2 protein-coding genes are annotated in these 1,876 nt (G+C 74.1%); both read left to right on the top strand.

The features are described 5' to 3' along the window. Positions 1 to 117 precede the first annotated feature (117 nt). Positions 118 to 1,656, top strand: coding sequence for a replication-associated recombination protein A (locus EYA84_RS31370; RefSeq protein ID WP_131057797.1), 1,539 nt, complete (start codon positions 118 to 120; stop codon positions 1,654 to 1,656). Further along, positions 1,653 to 1,876: hypothetical protein (locus EYA84_RS33790; RefSeq protein ID WP_236146073.1), on the top strand; the 224-nt coding region annotated here is incomplete at its 3' end. The genes EYA84_RS31370 and EYA84_RS33790, both read left to right, overlap by 4 nt.

The raw sequence follows: 1,876 nt of genomic DNA on the forward strand, positions 1-1,876 counted from the left end.
GGCGGCCGCTGGTACCGGGGCCGCCGGCCGGGGCGCGGCTGACCGAGAACGATCACCCCGGGCTCGACCGGCAGCGCGATTCCGGCGTTGTCGGTCGAGCCCGGTACTGTTCTCGTGATGGAGTCCGACGCCCTGTTCACCCTCAGTGAACCCACGGCAGCACCCGGTGCGCCGACGGGTTCCGGCGGCGTCGGCGGCTTCACTCCGGCCGGTCCGGACGCGCCGCTTCCGGTCCGGATGCGCCCGGCCACCCTGGACGAACTCGTCGGTCAGGACCACCTGCTCGCCCCGGGAGCGCCCCTGCGGCAACTCGTCGCCGGCAACGCGCCGATGTCGGTCATCCTCTGGGGCCCGCCGGGCAGCGGCAAGACGACCATCGCCCACCTGGTGGCCGCCGCCACCGACCGGCGGTTCGTGGCCATGTCGGCGCTCTCGGCCGGAGTCAAGGACGTCCGGGCCGTGATCGACACCGCCCGGCGGCAGCGGCGCACCGGTGGCCCGCCGACCGTCCTCTTCATCGACGAGGTGCACCGGTTCAGCAAGACCCAGCAGGACTCCCTGCTCGCCGCCGTCGAGGACCGTACGGTCACGCTGCTCGCCGCCACCACGGAGAACCCGTACTTCTCGGTCATCTCGCCACTGTTGTCGCGGTGCGTGCTGCTCACCCTTCAGCCTCTCGACGACGCGGCGGTCCGCGCGCTGCTGCGCCGGGCCCTGACCGACGAGCGTGGTCTGGGCGGCGCGCTCGTCTGCGAGCCCGAGGCGGAGGACCACCTGGTCCGGTTGGCCGGTGGGGACGTCCGCAAGGCGCTGACCGCGCTGGAGGCGGCAGCCGGGTCGGCGACCGCGCTGGGCGCCGGCCGGATCGACCTGGCCACCGCCGAGCGGGCGGTGGACACCGCAGCCGTGCGGTACGACCGGGCCGGTGACGCCCACTACGACGTGACCAGCGCGTTCATCAAGAGCATGCGCGGGTCGGACGTGGACGCCGCGTTGCACTGGCTGGCCCGGATGCTGGTCGCCGGTGAGGACGCCCGGTTCATCGCCCGACGGCTGGTCATCTTCGCCAGCGAGGACGTCGGCATGGCCGATCCCGGTGCGCTGAGCGTCGCCACCGCGGCCGCGCACGCCGTCGAGTACGTCGGCCTGCCAGAGGTCCAGCTCAACCTCGCCCAGGCGGTGATCCACCTGGCCACCGCCCCCAAGTCGAACTCGGCCACCGCCGCGATCGGCGCGGCGATCGCCGACGTCCGGGCCGGTCGGGGTGGCCCGGTCCCGCGCGGACTGCGTGACGGCCACTACGCCGGCGCCCGAGGGCTCGGCCACGGCATCGGGTACCGCTACCCGCACGACGACCAGCGGGGCGTGCTCACCCAGCAGTACGTGCCGGACGACCTGGTCGGCACCGACTACTACCAGCCGAGCCACCACGGTGCGGAACGATCGGTGGCCACGCGGCTGCCGCTGCTGCGCCGGATCGTCCGCGGGCTGCCCGCGCCCGCCCGCGTACCGGCGGAGAGCACGGGTGACCGGGCGGCGCCGACGGACCGGGCCGAGACGCCGCCGTCCGGAGTCGACGGCGGCCCGTCCACGGGCACGGACGCCCACGCGGCGGATGAGGTCGGCCGCAGCGCCGACGGGAAGGGTCAACAGTGAAATCGTCGGAGCGACCGGAGGACGGCCAGGAGGAGCGGCGTCCCAAGGGCCGCCGCTGGGGCCGGAGCAAACCCGAGGCCGCCCCGGAGGACCCGGGCCCCGGTGAGGACTTCGGCTGGATCGACGACCTGCGCTCGGCGAAGCAGCAGCGCGGCGAACTCGGCCCGGACGCTGTGTCTTATACACCTCTCCGAGCCCACGCGACTAGCGCTCATCTCGT

Origin of the sequence: Verrucosispora sp. SN26_14.1 (genome assembly GCF_004307965.1) — a bacterium.
GTDB lineage: Bacteria > Actinomycetota > Actinomycetes > Mycobacteriales > Micromonosporaceae > Micromonospora.